Consider the following 14,565-nt stretch of genomic DNA (forward strand, 5'->3'; position numbering starts at 1 on the left):
TATGGCTTGTGCCGGTTGTTTGAATGCTATTGGTAAATGTTCATATTTTCATCATAGATGGGACTTTCTATATTCAGAAAGTTCAGCACACTGTGGAAGACATGGTACTGGGATGCGGTTTTATCGGCTTTCAGTTTTCTTGAGCCGGGCGAAACCCAGACAATAAAAGGAATCTCAAACTGCTCCCTTGGAGCAATGCTCATCGGCAGGCCGTGCATGTAGAGATTTTTTTCGCCGAGCGACTCGCCGTGGTCCGAAACAAAAATCATGGTGCTGTCAAATTCCTTGAGCTCTTTCAGGTTCTGGATCACGCGGCTCAAAAGGTAATCGGTATAGACTATCGTATTGTCGTAGGCGTTCATCAGCTCTTCCTTTGAGCAGTCGGCAAGCTCGACGCTTGAGCAGACCGGATTGAAATACTGGAACGCCGGAGGATACTTTTTGCTGTAGCTGGGGCCGTGGCTTGTGCTGGTATGCAGCACCAGAAGTATCTTGTCCCTGCTGCTGGCCAGTATCTGTTCCCGGAAAAGGTTAAGCAGGACCTCGTCGTATGCGCATTCTCTGCCCGGACATGCAGCGCCCAGGTATTTCCGGTCCTGGTAATTTTTGATATGGAGCGGCGGCTCTCCCCAGTTCGCTGTCCTCCAGATGACCTCGACATCATTACGGTAAAGGTAATTTGGCAGTATCTCATAGAGCTCATCGGTCTTTTTATGGTCCAGTATCGACTTCACGCCGCCGGTGGTATAGGTTGCCGAGGAGACAGCATTGAAGAGGTGCAGGTTTTCAGTTTTGGAAAGCAGCGGATTGGTGTTCTTCGGATAGCCGTAGAGCGAGAAATTGGCCCTCCTTGCGGATTCCCCGATGACCAGCACCACAATGGATTTCTTCCTGTCCCTGATGCGGGCATCGGGAAGCAGGATTTCCTTCTGGTTTTTCCTGTACTGGTGCACGTAAAACAGGGAGGTGTTGACCGCATAGGACCATGGCATTGCCAGCCCTCCCAATTTTTTGGAATTCTTGTCGATCCACAGCCAGCCGGCTGAATTGATAAATACCAGAGCCAGCGTAACAAGCAGGCTTCCAGTACAGAGCACTGCAAACCTTTTAAGGGGCTCCTTTATGATCTTTATCCTCAAGAGCGCCGCCGAGGGAACTATCCCGAGCACGAGCACATAAAGCACCAGTCTGATCGAAAAATAGGCGCTTGATTCTGCATAATTGGTGTTGAGGATATTCCCCACCATGCTTTCGTCTATGATCACGCTGTAGGAATTGATGAAATACAGGGCTGCCGCGCTGAGGGCAAAAAAGAGCGAAATGAGAATTCTGCCGAAAATTCCGGTAAGGTAAAGCAGCAGGTAAAAGACCAGGAAATCCAGCACCAGCATCAGCGCGATGAGGCTGGCAATGGTCATAATGCCGCTGAATCCCGCGTAATTCAGGTTCCCGACCACAAAAGAGAAGAAGGGGATATGGAAGAACAGGCAGTTGGCCAGACTGATTAAGGCTGCCATGCGGGCTGCCGGGAGTTTACCTTTTAACATACGCGGCGGTAATTTTATATAGTGATATGGTCAAAACGAATAAAGACAGGCAGAATATGAAAAGGTGCTCCTGCATGATCCTGAAGGCCAGCGCAAGCCAGCATGCCGTGAAGGCAATGATGAAGAAGGGGTGGTATTTCCTGTTTCCGATCCATTTCCAAATGCGGTACCTTGTTGAGATAAATATGCCGGCAAGGGCGCAGCTGTAGCCTATGATTCCCCCGACAAGAACATCAATGGGGTAATGCGCTCCCAGGGCAACCCTTGTGAGAACAAACGCGAGACCCGCTGACACAAAAAGTGCGCACCAAAAGATCCTGTTTATCAGCCTGGCAGGCATAAAGGCAAACATAAGGATGGAAAGCGCCGTAAAAATGGTGATGGAATGCCCTGAGGGCAGGCTGTTGTGCCCTGAGAGGGTTCTTCCGATTATGGTAAAGCTGCCGTTGTCAAAAAAAGCTGCCGGCCTTGGGACATGAAAGAGCTTTTTCAGCACGCTGGAAAACAGGCAGGAAACCAGAAGGGCAGAGGCAAGAGACTCCCATATCTTAGGCGCGTGCAGCACAAAAATGCTCAGCAGTGACGCCACCACCAGCGTATTTCCGGTTTCGGTGAGATTGTACTGCATTTCAGGATATTGGGACAGGGCGGCATTCAGCATAAAGAAATATTCCCGCTGGATCAGGATATACGATTCGGCGCGCAGCGCATCGAGCATGAAAAGGAATGCGGCGATGAGCAGCAGCAGCACCGCAGGCAGGAAAAAAAGCGAAGGCCGCAGCCTTGAGAAGTTGAATGAAACATAAAGATCCAAAAGGGGATTGGCCTTTTCGGACGTGATTTTTTCGATGCCCCCATCGGCATTTTCGAGGAATAACTGGCGCATTTTCTAGGACTTTGTTAATCATGATTTTACACTGGGTTAACCGGTGCAAAACATATCGATTCTTTTTTCCCGAAAGTTTACAATCCAATTTTGTAATCATCCTGAATTTTCATTTCATAGACTTTTATTTAGGATGATTTACGTGTTTATATTTTTGTAAATCAATAATTTAAAAATATTTTAAAATTTTAGAAAAAGCAGCCAGGCTCTCAATGCGAGCAGTTTTTTTTCTGCCGGTCCGATGCGTTTTAACATTCCCCGTCGCATTATTTTAACACTGAATTTTTGCATGCGCCGAATGTAAATAAGTATATTTGGATTTAGAATCCACCCAAGACCTACGGTCAGATCTTTCAAAATGGAAAAAGCGATACGACTAAAAGTGAGAAAAGATTTGGATGCCCGCCAGCAGCACACCATTCTAAAACTCAAGGGAAGCCTTATATCAAAAGGCTATACCGAGATTATCCACATCCTGGACAAGGATGAGGAGTTTCATATCAATACGTTTGAGACGGCAATTGAAAAAAGAAATGAAGTGCAGCGGTACATTGCTGCATTTATCAGCGAGGAAAATCTTCTGGATACCATAAGTATGGAGTAGGTCCGCAGTGCAGGTTAATTTAAACCCATGAGGAAAATGGCAACCGCCAAGGCATGCCGGCCCTTTTAACTGCCGCGCCGCATTTGCCTGCGGAAGCGTCGGGGATGTTATGCGGTATAAAATGCAAAAGGCAGAAAGCTGCTTTTGGAGCTGAGTTTCTGCCTTGTTTTAATGCAAAAAAAAAATTAATGTTTGTGCTTTCCTTCCTGGAGAAATTTCTGCTTTCTTACAGGGTTAATTTCCAGGGCTTTCCGCATCAGCTCATCTGCTGCCATCATTGAAAAATCTAAATCCGGCTCCAGCTTTTTCAGCCGTTTTCTAAGGTCTGCCGCCGCCTTCTGGGCTAATGGAGCAGTTCCTTTGGATATGCTTTCCTTTAAAAGCCATGGATGGCTGATTTTAAAAGTTTTGGCCAGCTCTATAGTTTCGGATTCGCTGAGCAGCAGGTGGTATCCCAGCCTTACCCAAGAGTAGGACAGCCGCATTTCAGCGATCCGTGCCTGGTCCCAATTATTGAATTCGGCCATAAGAGCCAGCGCAAGAGAGTCCTTAGAAGTGGCACTTGCCGGAAAATTGTATTTTTTTCTGTATTTTTCAAAGTCGGCGGTACCCATTCTGACTTTATAGTTATCATCCAGGAAACTGTATTTCCTGCTGAAGTAATCCTGCTTCATCAGCTTGTCCATATATGGCGTGCTGGTAGGCAATGGCTGTCTTCTGCTTTCCTGCGAATGCAGGCTGTTGACGGACAGCGCTAAAAGGAATATGTAAATTTTTTTCAAATCCATAGAAATTAAATTGGAACGAAATTTTCCTCCTGTCTGAAGTTAAGGGTACAGTCCTGTTGGGGATATGCCCTGCATGGCAGCACCCATCCAGCTTGCATTTCTTCATCATTCAGGAAAGACTGTTCTGACTGGTCCACCCTTCCGCCCCAGAGTTTGGCAACGCATGCAGGTGACATGCCCACACCGTCGCAGTCCAAGCTTTTGCGGTTCCAGTCATAATATTTGTCCAGTATGTATTCGTCATCCCAGCACCAGAATGAGAAGCTGCCGCTGCCGTACCATGGATCGTAAACTGTAATGGTGTAAGCAGCCATCATTTTTGCAGTCTTATTGCTTTTGGTAGAATTTTTAGCAGACAGTTCAGCCTTTCTCTTTAAGGCTAAATCCAGAAAATTGTCGGCTGTGCCGTAATGGCGCAGGATGTTTCTTTTGGATAGTTCTGAAAAGGAGCCCTTCATTTCAAGCTGCTGTTCAACTTCTTTGAAAGTAACTTGTTTTTTTTCAGGAGCAGATCCGTCATCAGAGCTGCAGGATACGGCAGCTGCCAACGCCGCCATAATAAAAACTTGCTTTAATTTCATATGTTAAGATTTAAGTTACATGTGGAATGAAAATTTTGTAGGTTATTTTTGTAAAAATAAAGCATAAGTTTTAATCCAACATTAAAATACCATTAAAAAGCAGTATAAATTCTTATAAAAAAAGTTTTTTGTGGAAGCTCGGTAAATACATTATTGAACTGCAGCTTAAATCAAAATGAGGCAGGAATATTGGCGGGAGTTAAAACCGAGTTCCCTAAAAGATTATTAAAGAAAAGTCTAGGGGGTGTTTTTTAGCTTTGAATTAAGGCATATAAATACGGCAGCCGCAATCGTTAAGAATGCGGCTGCTTTTTATTAGTCTTTAATCAGCTTAAGCCATATTGTATTCTGGCCGCCGCATCTGTCCTTCTAATATTCAAGGCGGTCACGTTCGGCCTGGTCGTCATGATGTCCTGCAGTATTTAAATAATTCTCTGAAATCTGGATAAAAATTTCCGATAGGCTGGGATGGCTGTATTTGTGCAGACCGGCCAGTTTCTGGAAATAGGCGGCATTGTTCTTTTCAATTGTTCCCCCATCAAAGACACCTCTGCCTGTAGATCCCCTTTTGTTGATAACCGCCACAGCGAAGCTGTCTTTAAGGCTCGTGGTATTGATGCGTTCAATCGCAGCGCTGATTTCATCCGGAGGCCAGAGGCCGGTGCCTTCTTCGGGAAAATAAGCAAGGAGAGTTCCGATATGGCTGTCGGCAGCAGCAATGCGGTCTGCCTTAAGAGCCAGTTCCCTTACCTGGGTGATCCACTGGTCCATCACCTCATTATCAATGGTATTGTCAGAGCGGACACCTGGAATGATCATAAAATTGTCCAGCAGCTGGTAAGACTTTTGCGCGAGCTGCTCCAGATTTTCTTTCGGTATATTTTTCCTTTCAGGCTCAATATTTTCAGCATCAGCAGGCATATAGTGCCATGAGAGCACATCCACAAAGAAATGGGGGTTTTCTGCCAGTTCGCCGTACAGCTGGATGGGACGGTAGTCTGAATGGTAGGAATTGAGCTCTAAAAGATAAAGCCACTCCAGATTGAGCATTTCATCTTTGGTTATGTCTTCCCTTCGTGCAGCTTCTTTGAAAAGGCTGGTGACTTCATGCGCCTCCAGCAGAAAATTATCTATGCTTTCTTCTGTTGCGGCCTTATGCAGCACCTGAGTGATCATCTTTGTAGACAGTTCTTTTTTAATGTTTCTTGCCGCCCTAATAGCGCTTTTAAGCCTTTTGTACTCCATAAGCCTATTAATGGCCACTATGTTTTCCTGAACTGAAGTTCTGTAGAAATAGGGGGCAATCGAGAGCCAGTAGGTCCTGTTTAGGCTTTCGCCCTTTGATTCGATATAGTCCCATAATTCCTGCGAGTGGTCTACTTTGCTGAAAAGCGCGTACTGCTGCTTTTCGTCCAGCTTAAGATATTCCAGTTCGGAGCAGAGTCCAAAAAGCCACTGCAGCCCTTTGGCAGCTGTTTTAGCGGCAATATATAGGCTTACGAAATTGGCATTTGCATCTGCATTTTTTAAGGTAGAGACGATATAAGCAGTCTCTTCCTTTGTCTGTTCGATGCTGGACAGGGTAAATGCAAGGATGCCGGTTATCTCTGGCGAATCCGCCATTGCGGCAATGCCCTGAATTCCTATCTCTGCCGATAAAATATGAATGGCTTTAGTTCGGGCTTTGACCACTCTGGAATTGTAGTCGGCCTCATCCTTTTCATCATCGTCTGTCTCCCGGCTGCCCTGCGGGAAATTCAGCTGTGAGGATTCAAAGATCCATCTGTATTTTACCGCGATATCTTCAGGTTCCAGCGCGTCATAAATTGTCTCATAGCGTGAAAGGATCTCTTCATCGAGCGTCCAGTCGGCATTGGGAGCGGAGCGGTGCAGGTGCAGTATCCTTCTTGCCTCATCTCTGGACAGGGTGCTGTCTTTAGGTATGCGCGGATAATTTTTCTCGATAAAAACCAGCAGTTTTTCGCGCTCGTCGGCAGATTTCATTTCAGATGAATGTCTGATGATGTCGGCAAGCTTTTCATCGCTGCCATCAAACATTTCCAGCATCATTTCCGAAACGGCCTGAAAAGCGGAATCGATCCGTGCAGGTGAATTGGATGGTGCGGCGCTTTTGTCAAACAGCCGCCATCTCATCCTGCTGTTGGCTGTCCAGTTATCATGGTATTTAGGCATCAGCTTTCTTAATAGTGCCCATCCGGATTTTGGATTTCTGCTGATGGCAGCCTTCAGTATTTCCATCCGGTCCTCAAGAGATGTGGCTGTTTGGGGATGCGTGGGCCTGTAGATGTCAACGAGGCTTCTGGCGGGCCTGTTGCTCAGATTTCCTCCGGGATCCAGTTCGGCCAGCTTTAACAGTATATCTGTTGCTTGAAAAAGATATTCAGGAAGCCATGCCAGACCTTCCAGCGCCCATAGCAGGCCGGTGTGGCTGCTGGACTCGCCAAAAAAACTGCTGCTTGTCCTGAACATGCCCATAATCTCGGGCTCTTCTTTCTGCAGCGAGTTCTGGACTGCCCTAAAGAAGCTTTTCGGGGATGCCTCAGCAATCAGGGGAAGCTTTCGGTTGGTTTTTCTCCACAGTTCGGCATCGGCATCCAGCAGCAGGCTGCCGACCACTGCATCCACCCATTTTTCAGGCGCGGAAAGGACGGCAGGATTTATGGCGTCGCCATACAGGCTGAGCAGTATCAGTGTCTGGACAATACCCATGCGCGCCCATGGGGAATATTTTTTCGGAGGGGTAAACGAAAAGGTTATCTGTATCAGATGCGTCTCGCCGCTGTTTCCGGGATCGGTAAAGACAGCCGGGAAACATTCTGCGAGAACAGTAAGGTCATCCCTTGTGATATATTTCGATAGGCTGTTCCAGAGATCGAGAGGGGAAGTGAGCCTCCATGTGCCTCCGATCTGCAGTATAGGCGAGTCTTCAAAGTCCCTCCATCTGTATAAAACTGCCAGATACTCATCAAAAAGCATTTTAGAAAGCTTTTCCAGGATTTCGCGGTCGCCGGGATTATGGATATTCCATCTCCCGAGAATAAGGGCAGGGATGATTTCGCGTATGTTCTCCGATTTATGCCACGCAGCCTTATTGTCAATATATTTCAGCAGCCTTCGCAGCTTATTGATGTCCCTTCCGGCTTCCCTGCTGAAGCGTTCGGCATCTTCTCTGGAAAGGCCCATTTCACGGAGCCCTTCGATCTGGCCCTCCCTGCCGATAGTAGGCAGGATAATGCGTTTGTGCGTTAGCTCGTCATCTGCGCCCGCGGGTATTATCACGTGATGTCCCTGCGAGACTGCGGCGCCTACAAGGCTTTTATCATCGAATTTGGCAATAAGGTTCAATGAAGTCTTTACGTAATTCAGCGAGAGGGTCCTGAAGCTTTCCTGATTTTCCACGACCATTGTTTTTGAAAAAAAACGCTGTTTCTCGTCTTGATCAAAACTGTCCGCAGCTGCAATTATAAAGGCAGCTGCCTCCGTTTTGGTTTTGGCCTGTACAGTGATGATGCCGGGATCCCCGCTGAGGAATCCGCTTAGCTTGGCGGTTTCAGCGTCCCTGCCTGAGGTTATGATTTTGGGCACGAGATGTCCCGCTTCTCCGCTTGACCATTCTGCCCAGAACTGTTCGGCGTCCAGAGCGCCTTCCGCCGGCGCCTTTCCGATTTCCCTGGCAAACCAGAGGGCGGCGGGTCCGGACTGGTCCAGCCACTGCATCATATCCACCGCATCATACACGCAGATATCCTTCCAGAGATTCAGCTTCAACTTTTCGAGCTTCCATGTCTCTTTGTCTTTCCAGATCCTTGGAGTCACAAATACGTAGGTGCAGTCCGAGGCATCATATCCCAATGGGTTTTCGGCCCTTTTATCAAAATCCCTATCGGCTTTAGCCCTGAAACCCTTATCGGTCCCGAATTCCCACAGCGATCGGCCTGCAGGGACATACGGCCTCTGCTGCTCGGAGTATATCAGCCCATCCCAGCCGGGCAGATAGACAGCGCTGCCGTAGGGTATGCTGATCTGCGCTCCGGGTAGGGTAGAGAAATAAACCAGTTTTGAAACCAGATAGGGGAAGAATCCTTTTCCCTGATGTTTTTCCGCCCAGTGCTCTATATCGGTTCTGTCAATTAATTTCATGGGAATACGATTAAAAATTTGGTTAGCAGTAGATTTTTTTGATCAATTCAAATTTATGCAATATCCGAAAATGGAGCATATTTTTAAGTTGAAAATTCTTAATATTCTGCCAGTTAAAATACTGTGCCATCGCTGCTGAATCTCCGAGGGGCTTCTCGGTTTAGCGGCGGCGTACTAAATGGCTGATATTGAGCGGTCTGATGAAATTGAAGTGCAGATCATTTTTTTATGAGCCTGGAATTAAAAAATTAGCTAACTTTAGTCATAACAACTAATACAGTACATTATGGATATTGATTATCAGGACCGTAATATTTTTGAAACGGATTATATTTTCAGGATACAGACCTTTGAGAAGTATCTGGAAAGCCCTGCCGCATCACAGCAGCATTATGCGGAGTATAAGGCCGGACTCATTCCCAACATCTTTTACGCGCATAATATGAAGGATGTGCTGAGCCTCTTCAGAGAAGAGTACGATGGCATAAAGTCGGGACTAGAGCGCTATGAAACGGATAACAATAATGATTTCCCAATGCTCAAGTCCTTTGTAAACACGGAAAGGGATCTGCGAAAAATATTGGACAGTGGCCAGCTCAGAGACTATACTGAACTGCTGGAACGCTCCTTTGACAGCCAGAAGACCGATGCAAAGGCCGCTGCAGTGAGCAGGTCCTTCCTGCCGACGCCTCTGCTGGAAAACTATATCTATCAGGTGGAGAAGATATTCGGAAAAGGCATTCTGGACTGATCTTCTTTTCTCTGAGACATTTTCCCTAAATACCAATCCGTCATCTTAATTTTCGATCTATGGAACTCCATTTTGAGGATTTAGCGCTGACCGTCAGAGCCGGAGAGCTGGATGTGCCGTACGGCCTGAGCGATGAGGCGCTGTTTTTATCGGTGCGCAGCCATCTGGCGGGACTGCTTTGCGGGGGCGCGGAGATTTTCCATTTTGGACCGGCGCCGGACAATACGTCCGACGGGCAGGATGAGCTGCTGGAGAACGGCATCTTCTACCGGATCATCGCATATGAAAAGAATCTTGGCATCGATAGGGAGAGTGCGGCGGATGAAATAATGAGCGCCTTCCATTTCCTGGTCGAAAATTTCGAGCCGCGATGGGCCACAATCTTCGTGGAGGAGGGATCCGCAAAAAGAGAGGTGACAATCGAGCTTCTGTACCAGGATGTGTTCTGAAAATCGTTGCTCACTGCTGTTCTTTTCGCATAAGGAGCAGCTGATCAATTATAAATTTAAATAGAAGAGCAATGAATCCAGAAGACGGGATTGAAAGATTTATCAGGGCCCAGCAGGATGCCTACGCTCGGGCATTGGAAGAAATCAGAAACGGACGCAAGCAGAGCCACTGGATGTGGTTTGTCTTCCCGCAGATCAGGGGTCTGGGGTTTACGGACTATAATGTATATTTTGGGATAAAAGACCTGGACGAAGCCAGGGAATATCTCAACGATCCGGTGCTGGGGAAACGTCTTGTCGAGATTTCACAGGCGGTTCTGGGACTGAACGGAAAAACCGCGCTGGAGATTTTCGGAAAGCCTGACCAGCGGAAGCTCAGGTCCTGCATGACGCTGTTCAGCAGGATTGCCGATGCGGATCCGGTCTTCGGAAAAGTGCTGCAGAAATACTATGGCGGAATTTTGGATGAGAAAACAATTTCCATTCTCGGGATTCAAAATTAGGCTCTAATGGTTCTATCCAAACCTCACAGGTCGACGTAGATAATTTTCACCTTCTCGCGGTGCCCGTCGATCAGGCTGTTTATCTCCTCGCTCAGCTCCCTGTATTTGGCTGCCGACTCTTCCTTTTCCTGATTCTTTTCCATTTCCAGCCTATAGGTTTTTTCCTCGGGAGTTTCCTGGACCATCTGCCCCAATTCCATTTCGATGCGGGGCGAGCCATCATTTTCCAGAGCCTCTTTCTGCTTCCGCCTTAAGGCAGCTTTTGCCTCCCTGTGGCAGATGATGATGTAGTCTTTCAGCAGCCCGACGCATCTTTGCACATGCTCGCCGAAGCCGCCGTCTTCGTCAAGGAGTTCATGGGGATAGGTGTAATTGATGATCTCTATTCGGGAATGCAGGTCAATTTTAAAGTATTCTATAAATTCTGAGTCTGTGACTCCGTTAAACTTATCGATTTCCATAGCAGCGTCTTTTAGATTTGAAAGCCGACCAGGTTTCCCTGATAGGGAAATGCGAAATCCTCAATTTTAACCGACTGGTCCAGCCATGCGGATTCGTCCTGGCGCTTGAGCATAATGGGCATCCTGAGCTTATGGTTATGGATGTACTGCATCAGATCGTTTGCTTTTGTGGTCACCATGGTGTAGGTGTTTTTTACCTCATCTGTTGCCGGATCCGTCCAGGAGGAATACAGGCCGGCAAACGTAAAGATTTCATCATCCTGCGAATTGATCTGGTATTTGTCCTTGCTTTTTCCCTTCTCGTCGTTCCAGTGCCATTCGTAGTAGGCAGAGGCAATTATCAGGCAGCGGTTGTGGGTGATGTTCTTGAAGGAGGCCTTTTCGTCTATGCTCTCGATCCTTGCATTGAGCGTGTTTTTTCTGAATTCTATATCCTTCGCCCATGACGGGAGAAGCCCCCAGGTGTAATCCGTTGTGATCAGGTGCGGGGAGGAATTAAGGATAATGGGAATGTTCGGATGCGAGAATCCGTTTATGAAATCCGACTGCAGGTAGGTTTCCTCATTGTCCACTTCTGCATTAAAACGGCGTTTCACGTTTTCAATTGCGGCTGACTGCTGGGTGTAGTAACAAATAATGGGTCTTTTATTATAATTGGAAACATTCAGTAGCACAGCAAAAAAAGGCGGCAGACTTCTTGTCTTTCTCACTGGGCTGCTGTGCGGATTACTGGCTTTCCATCAAATTTAGTTCATAATTAGGACTTTACATAAAAAAAATCAAAATTTCATTCTGTGGCGCGGAAGATTGATTTCATGCTCCTGCGGATATGGCTGGCGGTGCGTGCTGCTGGCATCCTCTTTGATATTGTGCTGGGTGGTATACCTCTTTTCCGAATCCGAGTATCTTGGATCAGGGATAAAGGGCATTTTGGCCATCCTTGAAATGGTGATGGTCGGGAAATGGTAATCGATTTCGACAGTCCCCCGAAGCAGGTAGCAGCCGCCTCCCTGAAACGGATTCTGGACCAGACTGTCCGGGAAATGCGCCGTATCAAAATAGGCCCCCTCATTATCGATCCATGTCCCGAAATACATGTTGCCCCTTTTGGTCGGCACCTGTTTGGTCGAGATCAGGTAGGCGAGCATGCGGACCTCCTTCTTATGGTATTTCAGAAGATCCCGCACCATCACATCCCCGCGGTATCCGGTTTTGAGCAGATCAAAAACGGTGCAGGAAACCGGGAAATTCAAAAGCTCGATCTCGTCAAAAGCATCCTCAAATACGGAGCGCTCCAGAACAGGCAGCTTAAATTCCTTTGCAGGCTGCTCGATGAGCATAAGCCCGCGGTTCTCGGGCCTGAAATTATTCATCAGAAGGCTCACCTGCACCAGCAGCTGGTTTTTGGTTTTTCCCGTAAAACGGAATGCGCCTATAAAAATCAGCGTCTTCACATTCTCAATTCCCATCGGCACCCTGTTTATGAAATCCTCCAGCGATTTATAGATGCCGTTTCTCTCCCGCTCAGCAGCGATGAACTGCGATAGTTTGGAATCCAGCCCCTGCAGGTGCATAAATCCCAGATAGATATCGCTGCCGTAAAGAGCGGTTTCATATCCGCTTCTGTTCACGCATGGGGTATGGATGACAGCACCGGCCATTCTGGCTTCGTGCACATAGATTTCAGTTCTGTAGAACCCTCCCTGATTGTTGATTACGGCAACCATAAATTCAATAGGGTAGTGCACCTTCAGATAAAGGCTCTGGTAGCTTTCCACGGCATAGGAAGCGGAGTGCGCCTTGCAGAAGGAATAGCCTGCAAAGGATTCGATCTGGCGGTAGATTTCCTGGCTCAGCGCTTCGGGATGCCCTTTTGCGGCAGCCGAAATAAAGAAATCGTCCTTCACTTTCTGGAGCGCCGCTTTAGAGCGTCCCTTGCCCGACATGGCACGCCTTAGGATATCGCCGTCCGCGGCCGAGAGCCCGCCGTAATGCAGGGCAATTTTGATCACGTCTTCCTGATACACCATAATGCCGTAGGTCTCTCCGAGCTCCTTTTCAAAGACCGGGTGAAAGTATTCAAATTTTGTCGGGTTGTTATGGCGGAATATGTATTCCTTCATCATTCCCGACTGCGCCACTCCCGGACGTATGATCGATGATGCCGCCACTAGCGTTTTATAGTTGTCGCATTTCAGGCGGCGCAACAGCCCGCGCATCGCAGGGCTTTCGATATAGAAGCATCCTATGGTTCTCCCTTCGGCGAGATAGACGTTTGCGGAGGGTTCGTTTTTTGAGATTCTCGTGTCGCGGATATTGATCCGGATTCCTCTGTTCTTCTCAATTATCTTCACGGTATCGTCAATATGCCCGATGCCGCGCTGGCTGAGGATATCAAACTTGTCAAAGCCGATATCCTCTGCTGTATGCATATCAAAGAGCACAATCGGGAATCCTTTCGGGGGCATTTCCAGCGGCGTGTAATTGGTCAGCGGCTCTTCGGAGATCAATATCCCGCAGGAATGCATGCTTCGCATGTTGGGATATTTTTCGAGCATCATGCCGTATTCCTGAACCAGCTTTACAATGGAGTTGGTCTGGTGGAGCTTCATGGGATTTTTCGCCAGCATATCCAGCTCGTCTTTAGGCAGGCCGAAGACCTTGCCGACTTCGCGGAAAATCGAGCGGTATTTGAATTCCACATTCGTGCCGCAGAAAGCCACATAGTCGCTTCCGTACCGGTTGGAGATGTATTTCAGGATCACATCCCTTTCCTTCCACGACCAGTCGATATCGAAATCGGGAGGGCTTTTGCGGTTTTCATTCAGAAAGCGCTCGAAGTAAAGGTCAAGCTCCAATGGGCAGATGTCGGTTATGCCCAGACAGTACGCAATGATGCTGTTGGCGCCCGAGCCCCTTCCGATATGAAGGAAGCCGCAGAAGGTGCTGTAGCGTATGATATCCCAGGTGATCAGAAAGTAGCCGCTGAATTCAAGGTCATTGATGACTTTGAGCTCTTTCTCCACACGCGCTTTTGCTTCTGCATTATGGCTCCCGTATCTCCATACCAGGCCTTCTTCTGCCAAAGAGGTCAAGAGTGCAATATCCCCTTTTTTACTTTTGGTGTAATGCCTTTTGTTTTTCGGACTTTCAAAATCGTACTGAAAATTACAGCGTTCGATGATATACCTTGTATTCTGGATGATTTCGGGATAATCTTTATACAGTGCGATAAGTTCCGCTTCCGGAATCATGACATCCGATTTGCTGCACCAGTCATCAGGTTCGAGTTTGGAGAGAAGCTCATTGAGGTCAACCGCGCGCAGGATCCTGTGCAGGTTGTATTCCCTTTTGGTGCGGAATACCACCGGCTGTAGCATTACCATTTCGGCGCGGCGTTTTCTCCACTGCGATACGACGAGCTTCTGCAGCTGGTCGGGACGTATGCCTATGTATTCATTATGCCGCAGCTCGTCGGGAGCATTTTCCAGAGGATAGATGATGAAAACATCCGAGAAGAACGGCGCTGTTTCGGGCAGCGGTTTCTTTTCAAAGTTATGCTCGGTCAGAAAGCGGTTCATTTGGGCGAGCCCCACGGCATTCTGCGCAAGGCCGATATAGCGCAATTTATGGCTGCAGCGGAATTCTATGCCGACTAGCGGTTTTATGCCCAGGGCCTGGCAGCCTTTTATAAAATCATAAATCCCTGTAACGGTATTGATATCGGTCAGGGCTGCCGCCGTGACACCGCAATCCGCTGCCTGCCTGATCAGATCATCCAGCGGTATGGTGCCGTAGCGCAGGGAATGGAATGAGTGGCAGTTGAGAAACATG

The 14,565-nt window shown here is 47.7% G+C and carries 12 protein-coding genes; 4 read left to right on the forward strand and 8 right to left on the reverse strand.

The window, feature by feature from the left end; translation table 11 throughout:
- Positions 1 to 26 precede the first annotated feature (26 nt).
- Together eptA and BUC29_RS07345 are read right to left on the reverse strand one after the other, a co-directional pair.
- On the reverse strand, positions 27 to 1,547 hold the full coding sequence (gene eptA / locus BUC29_RS07340) for a phosphoethanolamine--lipid A transferase EptA (RefSeq protein ID WP_073414765.1): 1,521 nt from the start codon (positions 1,545 to 1,547) through the stop codon (positions 27 to 29).
- Positions 1,534 to 2,433: a phosphatase PAP2 family protein gene (locus tag BUC29_RS07345; RefSeq protein ID WP_073414768.1), complete on the reverse strand. Its 900-nt coding sequence runs from the start codon at positions 2,431 to 2,433 to the stop codon at positions 1,534 to 1,536. Before BUC29_RS07345 ends, eptA begins: the two co-directional genes overlap by 14 nt.
- A gap of 358 nt (positions 2,434 to 2,791) precedes the next feature.
- Between BUC29_RS07345 and BUC29_RS07350 the strand changes: the two genes are divergently transcribed.
- Positions 2,792 to 3,037 carry a hypothetical protein gene (locus BUC29_RS07350; RefSeq protein WP_073414770.1) on the forward strand — a complete coding sequence of 82 codons (246 nt, stop codon included), beginning with the start codon at positions 2,792 to 2,794 and terminating at the stop codon, positions 3,035 to 3,037.
- Positions 3,038 to 3,222: 185 nt separating this feature from the next.
- On the opposite strand, the gene BUC29_RS07355 is transcribed toward BUC29_RS07350, so the two are convergent.
- The 3 genes from BUC29_RS07355 to BUC29_RS07365 form a co-directional block, all read right to left on the reverse strand.
- Complete coding sequence (locus BUC29_RS07355; protein WP_073414772.1) at positions 3,223 to 3,825, reverse strand: hypothetical protein; 603 nt, start codon at positions 3,823 to 3,825, stop codon at positions 3,223 to 3,225.
- Positions 3,826 to 3,830: 5 nt separating this feature from the next.
- Entirely contained in the window at positions 3,831 to 4,406 is a 576-nt protein-coding gene (locus BUC29_RS21110) for a 2Fe-2S iron-sulfur cluster-binding protein (RefSeq protein WP_084538598.1), read from the reverse strand.
- A 369-nt stretch (positions 4,407 to 4,775) separates the two neighbouring features.
- Positions 4,776 to 8,567 (reverse strand): hypothetical protein, encoded by a 3,792-nt coding sequence (locus BUC29_RS07365; protein WP_073414775.1) that lies wholly within the window; start codon positions 8,565 to 8,567, stop codon positions 4,776 to 4,778.
- Positions 8,568 to 8,853: 286 nt separating this feature from the next.
- Between BUC29_RS07365 and BUC29_RS07370 the strand changes: the two genes are divergently transcribed.
- From BUC29_RS07370 to BUC29_RS07380, 3 genes are all read left to right on the forward strand, one after another.
- The gene (locus tag BUC29_RS07370) at positions 8,854 to 9,318 is read left to right on the forward strand and encodes a hypothetical protein (protein ID WP_073414777.1); all 465 of its coding nucleotides are present in this window, start codon (positions 8,854 to 8,856) and stop codon (positions 9,316 to 9,318) included.
- A 59-nt stretch (positions 9,319 to 9,377) separates the two neighbouring features.
- On the forward strand, positions 9,378 to 9,767 hold the full coding sequence (locus BUC29_RS07375) for a hypothetical protein (protein WP_073414779.1): 390 nt from the start codon (positions 9,378 to 9,380) through the stop codon (positions 9,765 to 9,767).
- Positions 9,768 to 9,838: 71 nt separating this feature from the next.
- The gene (locus BUC29_RS07380; protein WP_073414782.1) at positions 9,839 to 10,270 is read left to right on the forward strand and encodes a DUF1810 domain-containing protein; all 432 of its coding nucleotides are present in this window, start codon (positions 9,839 to 9,841) and stop codon (positions 10,268 to 10,270) included.
- A gap of 23 nt (positions 10,271 to 10,293) precedes the next feature.
- Here BUC29_RS07380 and BUC29_RS07385 read toward each other — a convergent pair whose 3' ends face one another.
- From BUC29_RS07385 to BUC29_RS07395, 3 genes are all read right to left on the reverse strand, one after another.
- Positions 10,294 to 10,731, reverse strand: coding sequence for a hypothetical protein (locus tag BUC29_RS07385; protein WP_073414784.1), 438 nt, complete (start codon positions 10,729 to 10,731; stop codon positions 10,294 to 10,296).
- An 11-nt stretch (positions 10,732 to 10,742) separates the two neighbouring features.
- On the reverse strand, positions 10,743 to 11,441 hold the full coding sequence (locus BUC29_RS07390; RefSeq protein ID WP_244160790.1) for an SOS response-associated peptidase: 699 nt from the start codon (positions 11,439 to 11,441) through the stop codon (positions 10,743 to 10,745).
- Between the two features lie 69 nt (positions 11,442 to 11,510).
- A complete protein-coding gene (locus BUC29_RS07395) occupies positions 11,511 to 14,564 on the reverse strand; it encodes a DNA polymerase III subunit alpha (RefSeq protein WP_073414786.1) in 3,054 nt (1,017 codons plus the stop codon).
- Between the last annotated feature and the right edge of the window lies 1 nt (position 14,565).

Source organism: Flavobacterium defluvii, from assembly GCF_900129555.1.
GTDB lineage: Bacteria > Bacteroidota > Bacteroidia > Flavobacteriales > Flavobacteriaceae > Flavobacterium > Flavobacterium defluvii.

What these genes read in the sequence shown, in the direction of transcription:
- eptA (WP_073414765.1), bottom strand. Translation starts at nt 1,547, where the DNA reads ATGTTAAAAGGTAAACTCCCGGCAGCCCGCATGGCAGCCTTAATCAGT.
- BUC29_RS07345 (WP_073414768.1), bottom strand. Translation starts at nt 2,433, where the DNA reads ATGCGCCAGTTATTCCTCGAAAATGCCGATGGGGGCATCGAAAAAATC.
- BUC29_RS07350 (WP_073414770.1), top strand. Translation starts at nt 2,792, where the DNA reads ATGGAAAAAGCGATACGACTAAAAGTGAGAAAAGATTTGGATGCCCGC.
- BUC29_RS07355 (WP_073414772.1), bottom strand. Translation starts at nt 3,825, where the DNA reads ATGGATTTGAAAAAAATTTACATATTCCTTTTAGCGCTGTCCGTCAAC.
- BUC29_RS21110 (WP_084538598.1), bottom strand. Translation starts at nt 4,406, where the DNA reads ATGAAATTAAAGCAAGTTTTTATTATGGCGGCGTTGGCAGCTGCCGTA.
- BUC29_RS07365 (WP_073414775.1), bottom strand. Translation starts at nt 8,567, where the DNA reads ATGAAATTAATTGACAGAACCGATATAGAGCACTGGGCGGAAAAACAT.
- BUC29_RS07370 (WP_073414777.1), top strand. Translation starts at nt 8,854, where the DNA reads ATGGATATTGATTATCAGGACCGTAATATTTTTGAAACGGATTATATT.
- BUC29_RS07375 (WP_073414779.1), top strand. Translation starts at nt 9,378, where the DNA reads ATGGAACTCCATTTTGAGGATTTAGCGCTGACCGTCAGAGCCGGAGAG.
- BUC29_RS07380 (WP_073414782.1), top strand. Translation starts at nt 9,839, where the DNA reads ATGAATCCAGAAGACGGGATTGAAAGATTTATCAGGGCCCAGCAGGAT.
- BUC29_RS07385 (WP_073414784.1), bottom strand. Translation starts at nt 10,731, where the DNA reads ATGGAAATCGATAAGTTTAACGGAGTCACAGACTCAGAATTTATAGAA.
- BUC29_RS07395 (WP_073414786.1), bottom strand. Translation starts at nt 14,564, where the DNA reads ATGTTTCTCAACTGCCACTCATTCCATTCCCTGCGCTACGGCACCATA.